Here is a 22440-nt window from a genome sequence, read left to right as displayed (position 1 = left end):
CAGCAACTTAAGTTTATAGTTGTAGAGACAAATTTTGGACAGAGAAGGTTCCGACTTTGCCGATCGCAAAAGTAAGCAGGTAAAAAAAGCGCTTAAGAAAACTACAAGTAGGCTTAAAACAAGTAAATTAGTAGCAGAGCCGATCGCCTGTCTTTCCGATCAAGTAGCTTTCAGTCTAAAAAATCCTAAATCCAGACAGGCTTTTCAAGATTCTGTCCATCAAAAATCTGTTTAACAATTTTGAATCAGCAACCGCATTCCTAGAAATTAAAGGAGACCAAAAAGTGAAGAGTGCATTTAACCCCTCAGAAGTGTTTGAAGATGCCAGCAAAGCCGAAATCATCGATCGCATCCAGCAGCTAGTTCCCCCGGGTTCCCCGGAACCGCAAGATCCTAAAATCCTCGCGGCATTACAAACTCTCACCGCACAGCTAATCGCAGCTTATCAAGCCGACGGACAATTAGAAAGCGAACCTTTTAGCGACGTGCGGGGTCGCACCATTCACCTATACGCATCCGCAGTCAGTAGCAAAATCAAAGGAAAAAGCATCCTCATTACCGGTGGAGAAGGATGTGTCGGCAGTTTCTTAATCGAAAAACTCCTCGAACTAGGCGCAACGAAAATCGTTTCCGCAGACAGCGCCCGATGTCAAAACCCCGAAGAAAATCTCCCGCTTTTTACCAGAGAAGGTGCAGTAACTTTCTATGCCGCCGACATTCGCAACTTCGAGGCGCTCAAACACATATTTGAGGTAGAAAAACCAGAAATTGTTTTTCACCTAGCAGCCCAACGCCAACCCGGACTCGCTGAAATCAAAATCAGAGAAACAGTTACAACCAGCCTGTTAGGATGTAAACACATCATCCAACTCTGCGAAGAATACGGCATAGAACACTGCGTATTCTCTTCCACAGGCAAAACATCTCGATATTTTACAACCGAAGTTTACGCCGCCTCGAAGAAGTTTGCCGAATGGCAATTTGCCAAAGCAGCTCAAGAAGGAGATGTCACTTACGGGATGGTTCGCTTTACTCATATGTTGGAAAATAGCTTGTTCTGCGAGCAAATGTCCAAAAAAGTACAGCAAGGTAAAACAGTCAACGTTCACGCTCCCCACCGCTACGTAACCGCTCAAAATCTTGTCGAAGCCGTACATTTATTGCTGAATTCACTGATTGTGTCCGTTCCCGGAAAACTGAAATTTGTTGCCGTAAGTAATCTCGGGTGGCCGACAGAAACCTTGGAAGTAGCTCTTTATAAAATTCTTGAATCAGGCAAAAATCTGCCGATTTATTTTCAAGGACTTTTGCCGGGATACGAAGAACCGTTTTTTCTGGGACAGTTTGACTGGAAAAAACCTACAGACATTCACCTCCTAATTAATGTGTTGGAAGATCCTTTTAGAATTGTTGATGATGCTGGCGACATGGTGACTGTAGAATTAGCTCCTTTTTCTTTGCGCGTGTTAGATAAACAAGTGTCGAAGCTGGAAAGCTTAATCAGCGATCCTGATTTCCCGGAAGTGCAAATCAAGCACGCTCTTGTCGCAGCGGAAAAAGAAGTAATTGCTTCCTCTTTTGCGTGGAGTGCCCCCGAAGAATTGTTGAAGATTTTGCAGTGGGGAATCAATCCCAAGAAATTGCAAGGTTACGGAACGGAAATCGCTGACTATAGCGAGATTATCGAACTCCTCCTGCAAGGAATTTGCGGGCGACTTAACCAAGAAGTCTTGCACAATGCTGGAGTTACGGTAGATGAGTTTGATGACTTAGTTGAGAGTCTTTCTACCCTGGATTTGATTCAAGCAGAAGTGGGATATTTGCGATCGGTGTCGAGATATCTCAGAGAATTTGCACCCCCGGCACATTTCACCACCAAAAAATCTGAACCTGTTGCTATCCCCGATGCAGCGTAGCTTGAAAATAGTTTTGAGTTTGGAGATGGTTTCCTGAGTGCCCACCCACAGGGGATGAATAAGTTATATCAATTCCGGTTGCATTAGCGAAATGATTGTTGACTGTTGACTGTTGACTTTTGACTCGGGGTCGAAAAACTGAATGGTTGAGTGTTAACTTTTGACTCGATTTTATGATTGCTATGTAACCGGATTTGATGTTAAACATCGATTAAGTGTTTAGTTGATTAAAAATAGAACACCCTGAAACCTGGTTTCTTTTAGAAACCGGGTTTCTCCAGTTTGGGCTTCTTTGAGGTTTAATTAAATTGAGTGACTTAACATTGTCATAAGTGACATGATATGATATTACAGCGTATTCCAGGTTGATGAAGTAGGGACACGGCAGGGCGTCGTGTCCCTACGGCGGGATAGATCGATAGGCGGGTGTCCTTCATAAACGTGGAATACGCTGTATTTGCGATCGCACAACCGAAATCAAATTAATTTGTAGTGAGGACGCCCGTCCTAGTAGTTTTATGAGGACTTAAGTCTTGACAACAAAGGTGATAACGGTGATTGTTTCAGGGCATGATACGATCGTACTTTAGATAGCTTTGTGCATTGAGTTAACAAAGGTGGAATTAGATTAAATAAACTCAATTCCCGCAGCAAATAAAATTAAATTAAGGTACTAGAATTGTGGAAATTAATCAGCTACTGTTCCTATTGATTGATGTTGTGCTATGGGCGATCGCCCTGATCCTTCTCATTCCCGTTGCAGTTCTATTTCTAGAATGCAGTGCAGCTTTCTTCTCCGGCTTCGGGTCCACAGCGGAAACTAAAGCGCCCCGCCCCAAAGTAGCAGTTTTAATTCCTGCCTACAACGAAGCAGCAGGAATTGCCGCCACCATCTCCACCATATTGCCGCAGCTAACACCTCAAGACCGCCTGTTAGTGATTGCTGACAACTGCACGGACGCGACGGCAGAAATCGCCCGCAACTGCGGTGCAAGTGCGATCGAGCGCCAAGACACACAGCGCAAGGGCAAAGGATACGCACTGGATTTCGGCTTGCAGTCGATCGAATCAGACCCCCCCGAAGTAGTCATCATGGTTGACGCAGACTGCATCTGTCAGCCAGACTCTATAGAAAAATTAGCCCGGGTTGCAGTTGCCGAACAAAGACCGGTGCAAGCAACTTATCTCATGGAACAGCCACCAAATCCTACTCCGAAAGATTCCATTTCTGCTTTAGCATTTCTAGTTAAAAACTTAGTCCGTCCCAGCGGATTAAAAAAGTTAGGATTCCCATCATTACTAACAGGTACTGGCATGGCTTTTCCCTGGTCGATAATTCGATCGGTTTCCCTAGCTAGCAGCAATATTGTTGAAGATATGCAGATGAGTTTGGATTTGGCGATCGCCGGACATCCCACCGTATTCTGCCCCGAAGCAAACGTCACCGGGTGTTTGCCACAGCAGCAGCAAGCAGCTAAAAGTCAAAGAACCAGATGGGAACACGGCCACATACAGACATTGTTAACTCAAACTCCCCGGCTGACAGCAGCTTCTTTACAGCAAAAACGATTTGACTTATTGGCGATCGCCCTAGACTTATCCGTCCCACCCCTGTCGCTGTTAGTCGCTATCTGGCTAGCTGCTTTTGCCGCCTCCTTACTAGCAGCAACCTTGGGAACATCCCCAATTCCAGCCCTCTTGTTAGGACTACAAGGATTGCTGATTTTAGTTTCCATTGTCGGCGCTTGGGCAAAATTCGGGAGGACCGATATTTCCGGTTCCACTTTGTTATCTGTACCTTTTTACATCCTGTGGAAAATCCCTTTGTATCTGGGTTTTCTCCTCAAGCGGCAAACTAAATGGGTGCGGACTGAACGCGATGTTTAGTATTCGGTAGGGTGCGTCATTCAGATACTTGACGCCACTCTAAAATCTCGTTTCCCGAGCATATTGAATAAACTGGTGCGGACAAAACGCCATGTTTTAATCTGGACTTCCCCCTGCAAATATACTTACATAGGCTCAAAAGCCTATCATTGCAAAAGTTTCCATTGTTGAGTAAAATTTCTGTAGCCATGTAGGTTATTCACGCCTGCAAGCTTACGCCAATTATATTGAATCTATTGCGTTCTGCGCGATCGCCAAAACGGCTATTGGTTTAACTTGGGTACAGTTTTTTCACTCAACAATTGAAACCTATAATTGGTAAAGGTTTTAGATATTTTATTGCATATTTACGGGGGAAGTCCAGTTTAATATTCGGTATCGTGCGTCAGCCAAATACTTCCCCTAAGTCAAAAAATAAAAACAAAAAATCTGAAGCTGGAAAATTCCAACTTCAGACTTTTACTAACTCCCCGGGTAGGATTTGAACCTACGACCAATCGGTTACACTTATCCCAACGTTTCCGAAGGGGGCGGACTATTTCATCATCCCTACAAATCATTTTTGTGATCTGTCGTCGGATGTCGGGCGCTGTGAGATTTATTGGTTAGGCTCCTCATCTCTAGTCTCTGCACCTTTCCGGCTACTTGCGATCGCAACCGCTGCCTTTCGCCAGACTTGGCTCAAGATTGCCGCCACCCGAAGTGCTGCGGTTTCCTTGAATTCACCCGATTTTTCAGTATCCGTTACCGGATAGAGCTGCTATGTCACTAGGGCTTTTGGTTGATGCCAAAGGCTTGCATTCATTACAGCCGACCGCTCTGCCACTGAGCTACCGAGGATTGGGGGTTTTTGTTACCCACAATTACTAACAATAGCTGAACTTACTCGATTTGGCAAGGCCTTTGATAAACTTTTTTTTTCATACAGCAAGAGGCTACAGCAAGAGGGTTTCAGCCACTAATGCAGCCCCATTCTCAACTTGGCGAGGCGCTGCTGGGATTCGGGATCGAGGGAATTGGCGAGAAAGCGACTGGAGTTGTGTTTGCGGGATTTGTGCCGGCGCTCGCTGCGGCGGGCGGTGGATTCTACGTCAGCCGCTAGTTGTTCGGCGGACATCCATTCGGCACCGTAGCCGACTACAGTCAATTGCTGCGCTCGGTCTGAGGTGGCGACAATCATGCGGCCTTTGCCTTTGACCGATCGCAACTCGTACCGCAAACTAGCACAAGATTTTTCAATATAGGTATCTGCTGTCTGACCGAAGTCAGTGTAGTGCACTGATAAATTTTTAGTAATAATTTCTTTAACGCCGGGAGTATCTCGATAGTGCGCGTCAAACACCAGTCGAGCCTCAAAATCTTGAACGGCGCTGTAGTTAACTAAAACCTCAATCAACTCGCGGCGAGCTGTTTCGAGTTCGTCGCGATCGCGCTTCTCTCGAAGTCGAGGCCAAAGTCCAATTATGTTATAGCCGTCTACAAGTAAAACTGCTTGCGATACATAGGGTGACATGGTTCAAGGCTGAATAGCTCCAGCACATACAGGACATTATTTGCATTGTTTATCAAAGCTTTTGTTGCATTTTATTACAGATTGATGTGTAATTGCTAGCTTCGATCGCAATAATTAAACCCCCCAGAGCCAGCTTTACCTGGGTTTTGGGGGGTTTAATTGGCTCCATCAAACAACCGATAAATTTTCGGGATTATTCTGCCGATTCCAGCGATACAGGCGATGGCTTACGCCCCGCTTCGCTACGTACCACTGTCGGCAGGGATATTTTCTCAACAGCCGGAGTACAACCCAGCCACTGCACCGACAAGTCCGCAAACTGCTGCGGAGGGCCGCTCACGCAAAAACGAGTCGGCAGCGCAGTACCAGAATTCCGCAGCCCCAAAACCTCCAACTCTCTAGCAGCAGCAGCCACCACCCGCACCGCAGGATCGATCGAAGTCACCCCAGCAGGCAAAAGCGATCGCAGCACCGGAGCCAACAGCGGATAATGAGTGCAGCCGTAAATCAGCGTATCGATGCGCTGCTGAATCAAAGGAGCCAAATATTCGCGAGCCACCTCACAAGTATAAGGGTCGTGAATCCGGTTTTGCTCCACCAGAGGCACAAAAGCCGGACAGCTAACCTGCCACACCCGACAAGAATCGTCCATTTCCAAAATCGCATTTCGATAAGCATTGCTAGCAGCCGTAGCAGGAGTTGCGATGACCCCGATCCGCTTGCCTTGCTGCACCGCCGCCTGCGCCCCCGGCAGAATTACTCCCAGCACCGGAACATCAAATTCAGCCTGCACCATCTCCATCGCCAAAGCAGAACTGGTGTTGCAGGCCATAATCACCATTTTCACATCCTGTTCCACCAACCAGGTCATAATTTCGCGGACAAACTCCACAATTTCCGACGCTGCGCGAGTGCCGTAAGGCAGCCTTGCCGTATCTCCAAAATAAAGTATCGATTCGTTGGGCAATTGTCGGTACAACTGGGTCAAAACAGTCAAACCCCCCACGCCGCTGTCAAAAATACCGATTCTTTGTTGTCCAGAGTCTGTTGTCATTGGTTAATTGTCAATAGTCGGTTGTCACTTGGCATTGGGCAGTGGTTTGTTGGCAGCGGCCAGTTGTCAGTTGCTAGCAATCACAAATCACAAATAACCAATTACCCATTACCCATTACCCATTACCAATCCCTGCGGCAATATATTATCTTTGTTGAAGATAAAGCAAAATGCCGCGAGCGATCGAAGCCGCCATTTGACTGCGGTAAGCTGGGTCAGACAGCCTAGCAGCATCCTCAGCACCCGTCACAAAACCCACCTCCAGCAAAACAGAAGGCATAGAAGTCTTCCTCAAAACATAAAATCGCGCCTGCCGCACTCGGCGGTCAGTCGCCCCCGTCCCCTCCAAAATACTGGCGTGAATCACCCTCGCCAAATCTTGGCCGTTATTGAAATAATAAGTCTCAATCCCACTGATATCCGGCCTGCTCATATTAATCGCATTAGCGTGAATGCTGACAAATAAAGTAGCATTCACCCGTTCCGCCAAAGAAACTCTCGGTTCCAGGTCGATTTCGCTGTCGTCAGTCCGAGTCATTACCGCCTGCACTCCCTGCTGTTCCAGCAGCCTCGCCACCTGAAACGAGATATCCAAAACAATCTCCTTCTCCTGAATGCCTTGAATCCCGACTGCCCCGGAATCGCGGCCACCGTGGCCCGGATCGATCGCTACCACAGCCCGGCGGTTAGAAGCTTGGGGCAAATCGCCGATTCCGACACTGCTTCTGGGCAAAGGTTGCAGGCTGGGAGTGCGAGTCACTGACGGCTGCGCGCTAGCACTCGACGATCGCAACTGCAAAGACAGCAACTGCGGACTCGGCCTCGTCACCCTGCCTACCTGTACCCCCGATCGCGGCTGCACCCAAATCACCACAGTCTCCGCGTCTTCTTGGCTGGCGGTAAACGATACAGGACTGTTGGCATCGAGCTGAGGAATTTGCCCCGCCAGGGAACTAGAGGCGATCCTGATCCAGTAAGCTCTCGACCCCTGATCCCACCCGCTGGTATAGGACACTTGGCGGTCAGTTCTCACCACCAGTTGCGTGCCGTTACTGGCTAAATCAATTGACTGAACTCTTGCCAAACTACCTTGTGCTTGTCTCGCCGGAGGATCTACAGCCAGGCGGCGGGAAACCGACGGCTGTCTTACACTTCCAGGCAATAGCACAACCCCGCCCAAATTGCTCACAGACGCCCGCCACTGAGCATTAGAATTCTTCATCCGCAAAGTCACGCGGGTAACGGGCGGGTCTGTTGGCAGTTGCCGGACTTCAATCTTGTCAACCCCGTGCTTGCCGTTTGTTTGAGGCTGTTGGCTGCTCAGGCCCGGAGCTAAAGTAGCTCCTTCAATATCGAGGGTGGCAATGTCCCCGGCCCGACTTTGTTGAAAATTAATTTGGGGCCTGCCGCCCGCCGTCCCGACTAAAAAACCGTCCGCCGTCACCTGAACGTTCTGAACTACAGTCGCCTCTGCCGACTGAGCTTGGCGTGCTGAAGGTTCAACCGATAACCTTTCTCCCCCGGGCTCTGAAATCGAATTTTCCGTTCCTCCCCGCACCGGCGTTGGCAAATCCACCGTCCACTCGCTCGCAGAAATCCCCCGGAATTTTACTTGTTCAGGGTCTAGAGTAAACCCGTCTCTGATCTCGACCACAATTCTGGTGGTATCGTCGTCAAACTGCCCTACCCGTACCGATTCGATCGCCCCTGAGAGCGGTTTGCTGACCGACGGACGACCCAGACTCGTCCCCGGCAAGTCGATTACCAACCGCGTCGGGTTGAAAATCAGTTGAGCCTTGGGTTGTACTCCCCCCTCTGTTGTAATGTAAAGCCGGTTCTCTGAAGCATCAAACCGCCAAGATTGCAGTCTAGCTGCTTCGGCGGCTCCGGCGAGCAAAAATACACTTAAGAAACTCGGTAGTAGCCAGTGGAATTTCACGACAGTTTTTTCCTCGTTTGCGTTACTGCCAAAAGCTGGAAAGGCACTGCTTGCCCGATCGGCTTTCAGCAGTTAGCCGCCAGCAGACCGGGGGCTGGGAGCCGTCAGTTGTTGGCTAAATTGACTTTTTTATGCGTTAACAGGCTCCGAAATGCCTGATTGTGGCATTTTTGAACTTTTCCGTATAGTTGGCGGCGATCGGTTGTAAGCTGACTGAAAGATTGTTGGCACAAGGTAAGGTATTTATTTTTAGGAGCAAGAAACAAGGTGTTTCTTGAAGCTAGAAGGTACAAGTTAGAATCTAGAATTTTACCGTTTTTCAAGAGAGGGGTTTCATCGCTCTTTAATATTCGCTAAGCTTGTTGCGGCAACGGTTATAATAATCCGCTTTACATTTGCGTTTTGTTCTAACTTTTCCTAAACTACCTCGATAAATCAACAACTTACCTCGGGAACTATCCGGATTTCCAAGATTGAGGTAACTTTTCAATGCCGCCAAATTTTAGTCCCAGATCGAATGGCATTTTATTTGGGAAAACCCTTTTTGCTGACAGCTTGACAGTTAAATACAACTACATAGCGCCCCTGCTCTCTTTTTTCCGGGATTTTTTAGTCAGGCATTTTCGGTGCTGCTTAAAACTTAGTTGGGCCATCGCGATCGCGCCCGCCAATTTGACACTATGATAGCTAGTCCATGTTTTCAGCAGTAACCGGAGAGTTTTGTGTGTTACTTGGGCGGGTAATGCTTTGTCATTTACACTCTTTTTGAGTGCACGATCGACAGCCAGAGCATTGGTTGGTTGACCTGAGAAAAAGTTTTGACCGTCGGTAGATCTAGTTATGGCAGTTGGAGAGTTTTTTCGATCGCCAAGACAATCGATCGGCTTCTGGGTAAAACCTGTGATTTGGTTTGATGACTTGCCTTTCGACTAACTGCATAACAGGGATGTGTACTACCAGTTAGAGAAGATACACTATCTTGGTGATTGTGTCAATCTCTGACTTTCTCAAAACAGCAACCATCAATAACAGTAGATAGATGACATCACAGAAAGACGGAGACTTACTTTCCACTAGGAGTCGCCCACAGCAAAAAAGTTGTTTAGGTTAGTTCAAGCCTCCAGATAGCGGTTTTGGAGTCAATCTCGAACCTCAAATCGACTGACTCTCAAGAGAGGGAATTTTTGTCATATAGCAACCGCCCTGACGGTTAGGACATTCTTAATTCCTGAAACACAAGCGGTCGATTGCGCCTTCCCCCGGACTTCTTTTTACCCGGTCAGCTTAGCCGCTACAGCCTTCAACATCTGCTATACCCTAACGCTGGGTGCGATCGAGTTATAGCAACTTTATTTTTGAGCCGGATCGATACCCGCAAGTTATTTTTTTCCCTTAGCAACGCACCGCCCTGTGTCTAATCAACAGCGCTGCAATTTGCTCTTGCCCGCAGGTACAAAATTCCGCTTCATCCAGTTCAAAATTGCTTGATTTACTTGTTCGGGGCATTCATCCTGGGGACAGTGGCCCGCATTATCTAATTCAACTAGCTCTACATAATTGGGATTGCATTCGACAAATTGGTGGGGTCGGGCGAACCGAGGGGGAACCATCCGGTCTTGTTTGCCCCAAATTAACAGCATCGGGATTGTTAAATTTCGCATTACAGTCTTGACACTGGGGCAAAACTGTGAACTGCCTACAGCTTTAAATAAAGCGCAGAAGGCGCGGGCCGCTCCCCGATCGCCTGCAGGCCCTGCTAGAATTTCCACTAATTCGTCGGTAACAGCTTCGGGGTTGGAGTAGGCAAAGCCAACCCAGCGGCGGACAAAGGAAGGCTTGCGGGCAAAATAAAACAAAGGCCTGAGCAAGAGCGGGGAAACAAACAAACTTTCTACAGCTTCGATCGCCGGGAGCAGCCATCCGGGCACCGCCTCGGCTCGCACAGAGGGGTCTGGGAGGCTAATCATCACCGTGCCGGCCACCATGTCCGGGTGAGCCGCCGCTGCGGCCAGACAAATCAGCGAGCCGATCGAGTTTCCTGCCAAGACTACCGGCTCTCTGATAAAAGTCTGCCAAAAATCATAAACTTGATCGACCCACAAAGACACCGAGTAGTTGACCGGAGCTTTTTGGGAAGCGCCAAACCCCAACAAATCCAAGGCGTAAACCGTGTGGTTTTCGGCAAGGAAAGCGAGATTTTGCCGCCAGTGGCCGATCGAAGCTCCAAACCCGTGCAGTAAAATAATCGGCGTTCCCGATGAGGCCGGGGCAATTGCCTCGACCGCAGAATCTTGAAATTTAATCGCCACCTGATGGGCAGCCCTATCAGGCCGCAAATAACTGTAGCGAGTTTGCCAACCCCGCCACACCCAGTCTCGTTGAGTTCCCACCCGTTGGTGCCACAGCAGAGAATTTGTCAATTGTGCCTCAGCTCGCAACATAAATTTACACTTGCTTATACATATTCTACAAGGAAAATCAGGGGACTTGGGGGACTTGCCAGACCGGGCTTGATGGGGTAGGAAAAGCCTTTCTACCTCATCGTTAACCTTTTACCGTGAATTTTTGACGGTTTTGTCATCAATTTGACAACGGGGCGGGCGATCGTGTGTGAAGTTAAAATAAAACTAGGCAGAAACTCAGCCAGACTGAGTAGAATAGCAAGTATTGTAAGACTTCATTTACGATCGTCCAAATATTCCCCAAAGATGAAGCTGAGGGGAGAGAGGGCGCGGTATTACGTCCGGTAAGGGTAACATCTTACAAAACAGTTCGATCGTCCAACTGAAATATTGGCCCTTCAAAGCTGTAACTATCAAGAAGCTTCGCTATTAAACTACTGCTTGTAAAACCATTCATGCCTGTGATTGAAAGAAGACAAAATCGCAATCTACCTCAGATCAACGAAAACATTCGATACCCCAAAATCCGGGTAATCGATACCGACGGCGCGCAACTAGGCATATTGACGCCTGCAGAAGCGCTGCGCCTGGCAGAAGAAAAAGAACTCGACCTGGTACTTGTCAGCGACAAAGCTGACCCGCCCGTATGCCGGGTAATGGACTACGGGAAGTACAAATTCGAGCAGGAAAAGAAAGCGCGAGAAGCAAAACGGAAGCAGCACACTGCCGACGTGAAGGAAGTGAAGATGCGCTACAAAATTGAAGAACACGACTACCAAGTGCGCCTCAAACTAGCAGACCGCTTTATCAAATCTGGGGACAAAGTAAAAGCCACGATCATGTTCAGAGGTCGGGAAATCCAACACAGCAACCTAGCAGAGGACTTGCTCAAGCGCATGGCCACAGATTTGCAGGAAATCGCAGAAGTGCAGCAAGCCCCGAAAAAAGAAGGACGCAGTATGATGATGCTGCTGTCGCCCAAGAAAGTATAAAAAGATAGTCATTAGTCATGAGTCATCAGTCAATAGTAATAGACTGGTGACGGTGGACTAATGACCCCGCCCAAAAACGGATAGAAGTTTCCGACTTTTGTCGTGGAGGGCAAAAAATTTTAGACCCTAGTTCCTGCTCCCAGATTCGTCTGTGGAGTAAATCTCAAATCTCAAATCTCAAATCTCAAATCGACCGACTGGCGATCGCTCCCCTGCCGGATATCGGTGAAAGGCTACCACAAATGGGGATATTAACGCACTCTTAAGCATGGAAAATTTTCAAATCAGCGCTTGGGCGGGAGCAGGACAAAGAGTGCTACGATCGCTGAACTTGCGATCGGAAGAAGTAGAGCGAACCGTACTGATGTTCCTCGTCTACACTCTAACCTCCGTCGGGCTGATCTGGCTGGAACTCAGCACAGTAGGTCTGTTTTTAGACGAGTACGGTGCAGACAAAATGCCCTTTATCTACATAGCCAGCGCCTTTATCGGTTCTGGCTTGGGATTTGTCTACTCGTGGCTGCAAAAAATCCTGCCGCTGAGGCGCACCGTCGTAGTTGTTCTGGGAATGATGTCGGTACCGCTATTTTTGTTTCGATTCGGCATCGGCTACGAAAATACTAAGATAGCTGGCATCAGCATCGCTTTTATTACTATTTTTTTGATGTGGCTGTGGGTGGAAGCTTGCTACGTCCTCAACGACCTGAACACTTCCATCACTTCCAACCAACTGTTTAACATTAGAGAAATCAAGCGCACCTATCCGCTAGTCAGCAGCGGCTATCTAGTGGCTGGAGTAGTCAGCGGGTTTTCTCTGCCTGTTTTGCTGTACTTAGTCGGACTCAAAAACGTTACCCTGATATCGGGGTTAATGGTGGCGACAGGCTCGGTTTTACTTTACTACCTCACGGAAAAATACCGCCAAGCATTCCCGGAAACGGCTCACTGGACGGATGACGACGAAGACGACCAAGAAGAATTTACCGCCCGCAAAGTTACAGGCCCGCTCCAAAAATACGCCGTACCTCTAGTCAGTTTCTTCATCCTCGCAGAAGTCGTCTACGTGCTGGTAGATTTCCAATTCTACAGCCAGCTAGAATACCAAAACCCGGGGGACGGAGCTAGCTGGATCGCTAGCTTCCTGGGCATTTACGAAGGCATACAAGGCCTGTTTCAAGTGGCGACTCAGTGGTTCGCTTCGAGCAGGTTGGTGGAAAGAATCGGTGTATTCGTGACGGCGATGATTTTGCCGGCGGGCATCGCTATACTCGGGGTGCTGACCATAGGAGCATCCCTCGGCCAGCTAGTATCTGTGTTCATCGGGCTGATACTGCTGAGGTTTTTAGACGAACTGCTGCACTACACGCTGTTGGAAACCGTGAGCCCGGTTTTATTTCAACCGATTCCAGACAATATTCGATCGGGAATTCAAACTTTGGTCAACGGTGTGGGCGAACCATTGTCCTGCGGAGCTACAGGAGTAGGCATCTTGATTATGCTGTGGGTGACAGGCAAGATACTCCCCCAGCAAGACGAAAGTGTATTTCACGACCAGCAAAGCTTGATATTTATTGGCGCGATCGTAATATTGGCGCTGTTGTGGGTGTTTGTGGTCTGGCTGATCCGGTCTCAATACGTGGGTTTGTTGGTCAAAAGTGCTGAACGGGGGCGCTTGGGCGTCACTGACGTTGACCTCAAAGCTCTGAAGCGCGCAGTGGTGGAAACTCTAGAACAGCCGGGGGGCGAAGATGAAAAGCGCTCTTGCATTGAACTCCTGACGCAAATTGACCCCAAAAATGTGGGAGAAGTTCTGGCCCCTCTCCTCGATTCGCTGCCGGCTGTTTTGCAGCGCCAGAGCTTGGAAACTATGCTGCAACACCCGAGCCCCGCATATTTAGATGCAGTCCGCGCGCTTTCGCGGCAATCCTTGCCCCCCGAGGTGCTGGCCTTGGCTTTGCGCTACATCTGGCTGACGGAAGCTGAACCGAATATCGACAGCTTGCGGCCTTACTTGCAGCCGACCGTCGATCCGGTAGTGCGGGGTACGGCGGCTGCTTTAATTATGAGAAGGGGGGATCGCCAGCAAAAGGCAGAGGCTACTAATACGCTGCGGCAAATGCTGACGCACAAGCAAGAGCGGGAACGTGTTATGGGGACGCGGGCTCTGGGAGAAGCTGATTATTTGCAAGGACTGCGGCTGCACATCCCCAATCTGTTGCAAGATGAATCTCTGCGAGTGCGCCGCGCTCTGTTAGACGTGATTTCGTCTACTCATTCGGAAGAATATTATCCTTCGCTGCTGCGCGGACTCGGTTACAAATCGACTAGAGAAGCGGCTTTGCAGGCTATAGTCAAGCTTCACAACGATGCCATTCCTTTGCTCGTGCATTTGGCTGAGGACATCCACAAGTCGGATTTAATCAGGTTGCAAGCTTGGACGGCTCTGGGTCAAATTGGGAGTCCGGAGGCGATAGACATTTTGGTGAGCAATTTAATGACGGCTTGGGGCACGACGAGGCGCAATATCCTCCGCATCCTGTTGAAAATGCCTTCGGAAGCGGGGATAGAAGGGGTTCTAGACCGGATCGGCCGCAGCGGCTTGGAAACTCTTATCGAACAGGAGTTAATGTTTATCGGTCAAATTTATGCAGGTCTGGTAGATTTGTCTGGATTAACAATCTACAGCAATTTCTCAGAGCCAGATGCCAACAGCACCCGGGAACCTGCCAACGATACGGCTCAATTGTTGCAGCGGGCTCTGTCGGGATTGGAAGCTGATGCTAGGGAGCGGTGTTTTTTGCTGATGAAGTTTCTTTATCCGCTCGAAACCGTACAAGCCGCTGCTTTCAACATCGCTTCGAGCCAACCTTCTTTGGTTGCTAGGGGATTGGAAATTCTCGATAATACTGTGGATATAGCTAGGAAGCGATCGCTGATCAATTTGTTGGATCAGCACTCGGAAAGAGAAAAATTGAGCAATCTCTCCGAATTGATGGTTTACAAGCCTCTAGCCCCTAGCGATCGTTTGCGCCGCTTGCTAGAATTGCGCCACTTCCTTTCGGATTGGGCCTTGGCCTGCTGCTTTCACTTGGCGAGGGAAGCGCGCTGGAGCCTTACGGCTCAACAAACTCTCGTTTGTCTGCAGCACCCGACAGGTTTTGTCCGCGAAGCAGTGTTAGCCTATTTGAAAATAGCTTCGCCGCGGGCGTTGGTCGAATTGTTGCCCAGGCTGCAAAATGACCCCGATAATTTGGTATCAGCTCAAGTTGAAGAGATGATGGCAGAGTTGGGTGCTGGGGGAAAAAGGTAAAGAAGGAAGAAGGAAGAAGGAAGAAGGAATAGGGAAAAGGAAGAAGGAACAAAAATAAACTATCCGCAATGCCCTGCGCCGGCCAATTCCCAATGCCCAATTCCCAATGCCCAATTCCTCTTCCTTTGTTTAAGTTTAAATTAATCACTGCATCGCATTATGTTAACCAGCGTCGAACGCCTATTGTTGGTCAGGGAGGTTCCGATTTTTAAGGAACTGCGGGATGATTTTCTCGTGCGTCTAGCATCGGTAATGGATGAACTTTCGTTTCCTGCCAAACACAGGATTTTTACGGAAGGACAAGAAGGTCGATCGCTCTATATTTTGGTATCGGGAACGGTGCGGGTTCATATAGGCGATCGGGATTTGGCACAGTTGAAAGGGGGAGCTTGTTTCGGGGAAATGTCGCTGTTTGATGCGGAACCTCGATCGGCTTCTATTTCTACTCTGGAACAATCGGAGTGTTTGATGCTGACTCAAATGCAGCTCTACGATGCTATTGATGAGACGCCGGGAATTGCTGTTAATATTATTCGCTTGCTGTCGCGCCGGATTCGCGAGTTGAATCAAAAGTTGAATGCTAAGGAGGCAATTATGCCGCCTACAGAGACTGCGAGAGTTGCTGAAATGCGATGAAATTTGGGAATTGGTTATTGTGTTTCAGGCGAGCTGTAATTCTGCAAAATTTATCTTCTCTAGGATGCCCAATGCGTACCTTAAGAATACGCAAAATTTCTATGGAGAGGGTGAGCGCAGCGCACATTACAATCACTTTTTGGTGAGTTATAAAACAATTAAAAACCCGGTTTCATTACGAAATCGGGTTTTTGTAATCGATGCTGAAGGGCGATTTATTGTCTAAACTATTCGGAAAATAAAAGGGTAGCGGTAAGGTGTGTTAGGCTCTTGCAAAACGTGGAGGATAGCCATTATTGTCAGTCCCCAGTGCAGCAGATAACCTATTGGCACTAGGATAAAGCCGGCCAGACCAAAAGTGACGACAGTTAACACCACAATCACGGTGCTGTACAGCCATACATTAAGGTGAAAATTGATCGCTTCTGTGGCGTTTTCTTTGACCACTGGGTCATCTGATACTAACAATACAGCGATCGGCGCTCCGATCGAGAACAGTAACGTACTGAAAAAAATCGCCCCGTGGCACACCAGTGATAGCAGCTTCCGTTTGTCGGAGTCGTACATATTACTTTTCTTCCTTGACTTTAGTGATAATTTTACCTTTAATAGCCACTCTAGCACAGGCTATAATGGCGATCGGGTGATGATTCCCCTACCTAATTTGTAATGACCACTGAACTCGAAACTGAACTGCTAACTGCTGTTGAGCGCCGGCGCAACTTTGCTATTATCTCGCACCCCGACGCGGGTAAAACTACTTTGACAGAAAAGCTGCTGCTTTACGGAGGTGCAATTCACGAAGCAGGTTCTGTGAAAGCGCGGCGGGCTCAGCGACACGCTACATCTGACTGGATGGCGATGGAACAGCAGCGGGGAATTTCTATTACTTCTACTGTTTTGCAGTTTGAGTATCAAAATTATCACATTAATCTGCTAGATACTCCCGGACACCAAGATTTTAGCGAAGATACTTATCGCACTCTGGCGGCGGCTGACAATGCGGTGATGCTGGAGGATGCTGCTAAGGGTTTGGAACCGCAAACTCGGAAGTTATTTGAAGTTTGTAAGCTGCGAAGTTTGCCTATTTTTACTTTCTTTAATAAGCTCGATCGCCCTAGCAGAGAACCTTTGGATTTGTTGGACGAAATTGAGAAAGAATTGGGGTTGCAGACTTATCCGGTAAATTGGCCGATAGGTACGGGCGATCGTTTTAAAGGTGTTTTCGATCGCAGAGGGCGCAAAATTCACTTATTCGAGCGCACTAAACACGGTTCTCGCGCTGCTGTTGATACCGTCATCGAATTGGGCGATCCGCGCATTGAAGAGTTGTTGGAACAAGACCTTTACTATCAGCTCAAAGAAGAGTTAGAACTGCTGGATGAGTTGGGAACTGAACTCGATTTAGACTTGGTTCGGGCTGGAAAAATGACGCCTGTTTTCTTTGGCAGCGCCATGAGCAATTTTGGGGTCGAACTGTTTTTAGATGCGTTTTTAGATTACGCTATGAAGCCGATCGCCCGCAAGAGCAGCGCCGGAGATTTGCCGCCAACTTATGAAGATTTTACCGGGTTTGTGTTTAAATTGCAAGCGAATATGGACCCGAGACACCGCGATCGGGTTGCCTTTATTCGGGTTTGTACGGGCAAATTTGAAAAGGACATGAACGTGACTCACGCTCGCACTGGTAAAACGGTGCGTTTGTCAAGGCCTCAAAAGTTATTTGCTCAGGATCGGGAGTCGATCGATGTTGCGTATCCGGGCGACGTGATCGGTTTGAACAATCCGGGGGTATTTGCGATCGGCGATACTATTTACACCGGTCAAAAACTGGAATATGAAGGGATTCCCTGTTTTTCTCCCGAACTTTTTGCTTTTTTGAGAAATCCCAATCCTTCTAAGTTTAAGCAGTTCCGGAAGGGCGTTTCTGAGTTGCAGGAAGAAGGCGCAGTGCAAATTATGTACTCGGTTGACGAGGCGAAACGCGAGCCAATTTTGGCGGCTGTCGGACAGTTGCAATTTGAGGTGGTGCAGTTCAGAATGCAGTCGGAATATAATGTCGAAACGACGATCGATATGTTGCCTTACAGTGTAGCTCGTTGGGTTGACGGCGGTTGGGATGCGCTGGAAAAAGTTGGGCGGCTGTTTAATACGGTGACGGTGAAAGATATTTGGGGAAGGCCGGTTTTGCTGTTTAGAAATGAGTGGAATTGCCGACAGGTGGAAGGGGAGCATCCTGTGTTGAAGTTAAATGCGATCGCCCCTGTGGTTTCTGGTTTGGCTGTTAGCGAGGAGTGACGGGGATAATTGGTTTGTAGGGAAAGGGCACGGTGGGGTGTCCTTTTTAGGGCTTACGCATTAACCAACAGTTAAAGGCTTGGAATAAAGAGGGTATGAAAGCCTGGTTTGTCTTATCATAAAATACATCAACTCTAAAGATGCGCCTTGACGCAGTGCCGCAAACACCGAGTCAAGACGACTTCTCCAATGTTGTAGAGCCAACACAGGAGCTATATCAATAATGACAAATAACGATCCAAATAGGTGGCTGCGCTACGATTCAGAGAAGGATATCTCCCGAAACAGCGCCACCAACCCGCAGAAATGCCGGGATATGCAAAAGAAGTATGGCTGGAAACTGATCGACATTGAGGAAATCGAAAATAAGTATATTTTTGAAGTTGATTGCGTTTTCAAAGGGAAAACATAATTTCCCAACTATCTCGAAGAAAAGGAGGAAGAGTGATGCACAAGTACATTATTTTTCAGGCTGAGTCAGGTGAGGATGAAGGCTGGAGACAGAGAAAACTACAACACAGCCAAGCTCTAACTTTTATCATTGCAGAAAACTGGGATTCTTCTGAGGAACCGATTCCTGAACCGGGATATCGCCCTGTAGAATTTGTGCGGGTGGAGTCAGAACACGATCCAAATGAACACGCACACAATACTCATTATCGGGTGAGTGATTGGGAAGTTGTGCGGGTGCAAACATATACGCCTGATATTCCAACTCCGATGAGCGACTATGACGTAATTGTGATGTGTTACTGTCGGTATAGCCCGATCGATGCTCCTCTGAAACCGATGCCGCAACGACAGGTATCGATCGATTCTTTTGGTGGCGATGAAGTGGCTTACAAGCAATACCTGGAATCGGAAAAGAACAAGAAATATGCGCCGTCAGGTATCAAGTCTTAGGGCTGACGCACGGGTGGCCAGAAACCGGGTTTTTTCCAGAATACTTGGTTGTGATTCGCAGATTCGGCCAAAAACCCGGTTTCTTTGAAGGCTGACGCACGGGTGGCCAGAAACCGGGTTTTTTCGATAATTCTTGGTTGTGATGCGTAGATTCGGCCAAAAACCCGGTTTCTTTGAAGGCTGACGGGCGAATGGCCAGAAACCGGGTTTTTCCCTTGAATACTTGGTTGTGATTCGCAGATTCGGCCAAAAACCCGGTTTCTTTGTCGGAGTGCGTAAATCCTGTGAACTTTCGGTGTAAGTTAACTGGACACGTCCTCCTCCTTAATGCCGGGTCTTTACTCATTTCGATCGAGCTAACTGCTGACAGTATCGTCACCCAAATTATCGAGAGATTCTTGCAGCGAGCGAATCGCGCCAATTGCGAACCCAATTGCGATTAGGGGCAATGGCTAAAGAGCGATCGAACATTTCCAGTGCCTCTTGCCAATTTTTGAGTGCTTCCTGTCTCTCAGATAATTTTTCTTGCAAATCACCCAGACATCGCAGCGCATTCCCTTTGTTGGTGAGAGCAGCGATATCATCCGGTGCAATAAGTAACACAGAATTATAGGCAGCCCTCGCCTCAAAGTAAGACTGTTTTGCAGCTTCAAATTCATTTAGCTGTGCTTGCAAATCACCCAGACATCGCAGCGCAATCCCTTTGTTGTTGAGAACACCGATATCATCCGGTGCAATAAGTAAAACAGAATTCAAGGCAGCGATTGCCTCAAAGTAAGACTGTTTTGCCCCATCAAATTCACTTAGCTTTGCTTGCAAATCACCCAGACTTAACAGCGCCTTCCCTTTGTTGTTGGGAGCACAGATATCATCCGGTGCAATAAGTAAAGAAGAATTACAGGCTGCGATCGCCTCAAAGTAAGAATGTTTTGCCGTCTCAAATTCACTTAGCTGTGCTTGCAATTCACCCAGACCTCGCAGCGCATTCCCTTTGTTGTTGAGAACACAGATAGCATCCGGTGCAATAAGTAAAGCAGAATTCAAGGCAGCAATCGCATCAAAGTAAGACTGTTTTGCAGCCTCAAATTCACTTAGCCGTGCTTGCCAATCACCCAGACCTCGCAGCGCATTACCTTTGTTGTTGAGAGCATTGATATAATCTGGTGCAATAAGTAAAGCAGAATTATAGGCTGCGATTGCCTCTGAGTAAGAAAGTTTTGCAGCCTCAAATTCACTTAGCTTTGCCTGTAAATTACCCAGACATTTCAGCGCGATCCCTTTGTTCTTGAAAACGTCGATATCATCTGGTACAATAAGTAAAGCAGAATTCAAGGCAACAATCGCATCAAAGTAAGACTGTTTTGCCGCCTCAAATTCACTTAACTTTGCTTGCAAATCACCCAGACTTTGTAGCGCATTCCCTTTGTTGTTGAGAGCATGGATATCATCCGGTGCAATAAGTAAAGCAGAATTATAGGCTGCAACTGCCTCTAAATATTCCTGTCTTGCCTCTACATATCGAGCCAACCAAGCATAGTAATTTCCCTCCGATCGCGAAACTCTACCAAGCCAATAATCACTTTTAATCCACAACTCATCTCTAACTTCCAGCAGCGCCTCGCATTCCTTATAGCGACTCTTTCTCAAAGCTTCATCAAACACCTCTTTCCATTCTTCTACACCCCGCTGCCAATCCAAGCGATTAGCATGAAAAATTGCCTCCGCCGCATTCCCCACTTCTCGATAATGCCCCTCTAAAACCTCATGAGCCCTGCGAGTTTTCGGATGATGCCGATCGGCATCCAAACGCCGCAATAAATCGTGAATCCGATACCAGTTATCCCCCCGCTTCTGCGATTTCCACACAAAGGAAAAACCCGTCAACATCTCAAAATTTGCACTGCTTGCCTGGAAGTGGCAACCAGATCCCAATTTTACGTACAAATCCTCATCAAAAGCGCGGCCAGCACTCAGCGAATGCACGGCCGATCGCACTTCGCGATCGACATAACTCAGCAACCGATCTGTTAATTCCGCAGTCTTGTTTTCCAACTTCGGAATCCGCGCAAAATCCGACGACAGCAACTCAATTCCCCGCCTTCTTTCTGCCAGCACCGCATCCGCGCACAAACCCAAATAAAACGGATGTACCTGCAAATTCTCCAAATTATCAGCGGGATTGACGCTGGCATATTTAATTACAGCATCTGCCAAATCTGCCTTGTCAATCTTCACTTTGTGCAAGTAATCCCTCGCATCATCCGGCGACAAATGCCACACCAATTGTGCATCTATATAATCTGCGGGAATCGGAAACCTTGACGCATTCGGCCACCGCAATTGCGTCACCGGACACTCTCGCCCCGCCACAACAACTACAATCCCCAATTTGTAATCCAATGCCCTCAACAACCGCCGAAACCACTCATCTTGATACCAAAAAGTTGCGCCTTGAGAATTGCGTTTTTCATCCCACATTTTCTCGTGAGTATCGAACAGCATCACGAGGCGATCGGGTTTATTTTTGCCAGCCATTGTCGCATTCAAATCCCCAGCAAACAATTTCGGAAAATAGTCGGTTAACTCAGTATCAATATCTAGACGGCGAATTTCCTCCGCCTTTTCATCGCTGACGCCCAAGCGATTTTGAATTAATTTCATCGCCCGCTTAATCCCGCCCAATTTATCTATCCCTTTGAGCACCGCTACAGCTTGCGCCACCACCGGAAAATCTGCAAAAGTTTCAATTATAGGTACCACCAATTCCGCCACATCATCGGGGAAAAGTTGGTTGAGAGTTGCCTGTGATTCGCCTTTGTTCAGCAAATACCAAAAGCAAGCAAAGTCATAATTGGGAAATTTAAATTTATATTTCTTAGTGGCTGCTGCAATATTGCGCCGCAGCATCAGCAAGCCGTAAAATCTATCTTGCGGTTTATCTTCTTTAATCGGTATCAATCCGAAATCGTGTCTGACTGCGGGTATGGGAGTGTAGGTCTTAGGTTCAGCATAGCGGACAAAATCAGCAACTTGGGCGGCTTGTGATTCTGGGATGTCGTGCAATTGTTTCCACACCTGCGGCGAAAATCTTTTGCAGCAGTGAAACTGCAAGTGTTGTAGCAGCAAAGACTTGCCGTTGCCTCCATCTCCGTAAAAATACAAAATTTGTTGGCGCGCGGGGTCTTCGTTTAAATAAAAGGCAAATCGGCGGGTAAATTCGTATCTATCGGTAAAAAGTTCCAGTTTGCGATCGCCGCTAATAGATTCGCTTTCAAAATCTTCGTCGTCAATTGGCATAAATGTAGGGGTGAGGTGTTAATTTAATTATAAGCAAAAATTAGATGGGTTCAGCAAGTGAAATCGCGTCTACACAAACTCTCGTTTCTCTCTAAGAGACTAAGAGATCGAGGAAATCTTTAACCCGGATTTAGCATAAATCTTCAGTCCTCATAGCGAAGACTTTAGCTTTGAGGGAGGGATTTCAACTCCTGCCCGATCGTTGCGATCGTCCGCTGGGAGTGGCCGAAAGTTTGACTGTTAAACGGTTTCAACCGCCGAAGAAACTGCAACAAATGGTGACAGAGAAATAG

Annotated in this window: 14 protein-coding genes; 8 read left to right on the top strand and 6 right to left on the bottom strand. The window is 47.8% G+C overall.

Annotation, left to right across the window (positions count from 1 at the left end; translation table 11 throughout):
* The first annotated feature begins 284 nt into the window (after positions 1 to 284).
* Both QUA99_RS05765 and QUA99_RS05760 read left to right on the top strand, forming a co-directional pair.
* A complete protein-coding gene (locus tag QUA99_RS05765) occupies positions 285 to 1916 on the top strand; it encodes a polysaccharide biosynthesis protein (RefSeq protein WP_333237353.1) in 1632 nt (543 codons plus the stop codon).
* A gap of 681 nt (positions 1917 to 2597) precedes the next feature.
* The gene (locus QUA99_RS05760; protein ID WP_333237356.1) at positions 2598 to 3803 is read left to right on the top strand and encodes a glycosyltransferase; all 1206 of its coding nucleotides are present in this window, start codon (positions 2598 to 2600) and stop codon (positions 3801 to 3803) included.
* A 958-nt stretch (positions 3804 to 4761) separates the two neighbouring features.
* Here the strand turns inward: QUA99_RS05760 and QUA99_RS05755 are convergent.
* The 4 genes from QUA99_RS05755 to QUA99_RS05740 form a co-directional block, all read right to left on the bottom strand.
* Positions 4762 to 5316, bottom strand: a complete 555-nt coding sequence (locus QUA99_RS05755) for an NYN domain-containing protein (protein ID WP_333237358.1) — start codon at positions 5314 to 5316, stop codon at positions 4762 to 4764.
* 193 nt (positions 5317 to 5509) lie between these two features.
* On the bottom strand, positions 5510 to 6370 hold the full coding sequence (gene murI, locus QUA99_RS05750) for a glutamate racemase (RefSeq protein WP_333237360.1): 861 nt from the start codon (positions 6368 to 6370) through the stop codon (positions 5510 to 5512).
* Between the two features lie 145 nt (positions 6371 to 6515).
* A complete protein-coding gene (locus QUA99_RS05745; RefSeq protein WP_333237363.1) occupies positions 6516 to 8309 on the bottom strand; it encodes an N-acetylmuramoyl-L-alanine amidase in 1794 nt (597 codons plus the stop codon).
* 1418 nt (positions 8310 to 9727) lie between these two features.
* The gene (locus QUA99_RS05740) at positions 9728 to 10750 is read right to left on the bottom strand and encodes an alpha/beta fold hydrolase (protein WP_333237365.1); all 1023 of its coding nucleotides are present in this window, start codon (positions 10748 to 10750) and stop codon (positions 9728 to 9730) included.
* A gap of 416 nt (positions 10751 to 11166) precedes the next feature.
* On the opposite strand from QUA99_RS05740, the gene infC reads away from it, so the two are divergent.
* From infC to QUA99_RS05725, 3 genes are all read left to right on the top strand, one after another.
* Complete coding sequence (infC, locus tag QUA99_RS05735; protein WP_006635262.1) at positions 11167 to 11703, top strand: translation initiation factor IF-3; 537 nt, start codon at positions 11167 to 11169, stop codon at positions 11701 to 11703.
* A gap of 268 nt (positions 11704 to 11971) precedes the next feature.
* Complete coding sequence (locus tag QUA99_RS05730; protein ID WP_333237368.1) at positions 11972 to 15013, top strand: HEAT repeat domain-containing protein; 3042 nt, start codon at positions 11972 to 11974, stop codon at positions 15011 to 15013.
* A gap of 159 nt (positions 15014 to 15172) precedes the next feature.
* The gene (locus tag QUA99_RS05725) at positions 15173 to 15649 is read left to right on the top strand and encodes a cyclic nucleotide-binding domain-containing protein (protein ID WP_333237370.1); all 477 of its coding nucleotides are present in this window, start codon (positions 15173 to 15175) and stop codon (positions 15647 to 15649) included.
* A 222-nt stretch (positions 15650 to 15871) separates the two neighbouring features.
* Here the strand turns inward: QUA99_RS05725 and QUA99_RS05720 are convergent, their stop codons facing one another.
* Entirely contained in the window at positions 15872 to 16216 is a 345-nt protein-coding gene (locus QUA99_RS05720; RefSeq protein WP_333237373.1) for a DUF4870 domain-containing protein, read from the bottom strand.
* A 102-nt stretch (positions 16217 to 16318) separates the two neighbouring features.
* Here QUA99_RS05720 and prfC point away from each other — a divergent pair, with 102 nt between their 5' ends.
* From prfC to QUA99_RS05705, 3 genes are all read left to right on the top strand, one after another.
* Positions 16319 to 17947 carry a peptide chain release factor 3 gene (prfC, locus tag QUA99_RS05715; RefSeq protein WP_333237374.1) on the top strand — a complete coding sequence of 543 codons (1629 nt, stop codon included), beginning with the start codon at positions 16319 to 16321 and terminating at the stop codon, positions 17945 to 17947.
* A 223-nt stretch (positions 17948 to 18170) separates the two neighbouring features.
* On the top strand, positions 18171 to 18359 hold the full coding sequence (locus QUA99_RS05710) for a hypothetical protein (RefSeq protein ID WP_333237376.1): 189 nt from the start codon (positions 18171 to 18173) through the stop codon (positions 18357 to 18359).
* A gap of 35 nt (positions 18360 to 18394) precedes the next feature.
* Entirely contained in the window at positions 18395 to 18850 is a 456-nt protein-coding gene (locus QUA99_RS05705) for a hypothetical protein (RefSeq protein WP_333237378.1), read from the top strand.
* Between the two features lie 384 nt (positions 18851 to 19234).
* Here the strand turns inward: QUA99_RS05705 and QUA99_RS05700 are convergent, their stop codons facing one another.
* Positions 19235 to 22147: a hypothetical protein gene (locus QUA99_RS05700; RefSeq protein WP_333237380.1), complete on the bottom strand. Its 2913-nt coding sequence runs from the start codon at positions 22145 to 22147 to the stop codon at positions 19235 to 19237.
* Between the last annotated feature and the right edge of the window lie 293 nt (positions 22148 to 22440).

The sequence above is a fragment of the Microcoleus sp. F10-B2 genome (assembly GCF_036704965.1).
Classification (GTDB): domain Bacteria; phylum Cyanobacteriota; class Cyanobacteriia; order Cyanobacteriales; family Microcoleaceae; genus Microcoleus.
The sequence above is the reverse complement of the archived record's forward strand: the minus strand, read 5'-3'. Positions and strand labels throughout refer to the sequence as shown.

Excerpts from the sequence above, each read along its gene's own strand:
- QUA99_RS05755 (WP_333237358.1), bottom strand. The coding sequence starts at position 5,316 with ATGTCACCCTATGTATCGCAAGCAGTTTTACTTGTAGACGGCTATAAC.
- murI (WP_333237360.1), bottom strand. The coding sequence starts at position 6,370 with ATGACAACAGACTCTGGACAACAAAGAATCGGTATTTTTGACAGCGGC.
- QUA99_RS05740 (WP_333237365.1), bottom strand. The coding sequence starts at position 10,750 with ATGTTGCGAGCTGAGGCACAATTGACAAATTCTCTGCTGTGGCACCAA.
- infC (WP_006635262.1), top strand. The coding sequence starts at position 11,167 with ATGCCTGTGATTGAAAGAAGACAAAATCGCAATCTACCTCAGATCAAC.
- QUA99_RS05730 (WP_333237368.1), top strand. The coding sequence starts at position 11,972 with ATGGAAAATTTTCAAATCAGCGCTTGGGCGGGAGCAGGACAAAGAGTG.
- QUA99_RS05725 (WP_333237370.1), top strand. The coding sequence starts at position 15,173 with ATGTTAACCAGCGTCGAACGCCTATTGTTGGTCAGGGAGGTTCCGATT.
- QUA99_RS05720 (WP_333237373.1), bottom strand. The coding sequence starts at position 16,216 with ATGTACGACTCCGACAAACGGAAGCTGCTATCACTGGTGTGCCACGGG.
- prfC (WP_333237374.1), top strand. The coding sequence starts at position 16,319 with ATGACCACTGAACTCGAAACTGAACTGCTAACTGCTGTTGAGCGCCGG.
- QUA99_RS05710 (WP_333237376.1), top strand. The coding sequence starts at position 18,171 with ATGACAAATAACGATCCAAATAGGTGGCTGCGCTACGATTCAGAGAAG.
- QUA99_RS05705 (WP_333237378.1), top strand. The coding sequence starts at position 18,395 with ATGCACAAGTACATTATTTTTCAGGCTGAGTCAGGTGAGGATGAAGGC.
- QUA99_RS05700 (WP_333237380.1), bottom strand. The coding sequence starts at position 22,147 with ATGCCAATTGACGACGAAGATTTTGAAAGCGAATCTATTAGCGGCGAT.